Here is a 578-nt window from a genome sequence, read left to right as displayed (position 1 = left end):
GGAGTCAGCGGCGGCCGAGGACGGCACCGGGGTGGGAGCCGTGTCGTTCATAGGGGTGATCAGCCGCCGATCGCCTTGGCCCAGTTCTCGGTCACGGTCTTCTTGGCCGCGTCGGTCTGAGCCTGGGTCGGGAAGGTGGTGAAGGGCTTGTCGACGGTCGGCAGCTTGGCCACGGCGGTGGCGTCCAGGGTGCCGGCGGTCTTCAGCGAGTCGAACAGGGCCGGGGTGGCGTAGCCCTTGAGGAAGCCGTTCTGGCCCTCGGCGCTGTAGAGGTACTCCTCCCACAGGCGGGCGGCGGCCGGGTGCGGGGCCCACTTGTTGATCGCCTGGTTGTAGTACTGGGCGTAGGAGCCGTCCGAGGGGATGGCCACCTTCCAGTCGATGCCCTGCGAGGCGAACTTGTCGGTGTAACCGGCGTTCAGGTAGGACCAGTCGATCGTGATCGGGGTCTCACCCTTCTGGATCGTCGCCGGGGTGACCTCGACCGGGTTGAAGTTGCCGGCCGCCTTCAGCTTGCCGAAGAAGTCGATGCCGGGCTGGATGTTGTCCAGCGTGCCGCCGTTGGCCAGCGAGGCCGC

General features: G+C 67.6%; 1 protein-coding gene. It reads right to left on the bottom strand.

Translation table 11 applies throughout. From position 1 onward, the window contains the following. Window positions 1–59 precede the first annotated feature (59 nt). Window positions 60–578: ABC transporter substrate-binding protein (locus ABD323_RS42250; protein WP_425556352.1), on the bottom strand; the 519-nt coding region annotated here is incomplete at its 5' end.

The sequence above is a fragment of the Kitasatospora nipponensis genome, assembly GCF_039528135.1.
In the GTDB taxonomy this organism is placed as follows: Bacteria; Actinomycetota; Actinomycetes; order Streptomycetales; family Streptomycetaceae; genus Kitasatospora; species Kitasatospora nipponensis.
This window is presented reverse-complemented; position numbering and strand designations above follow the sequence as displayed.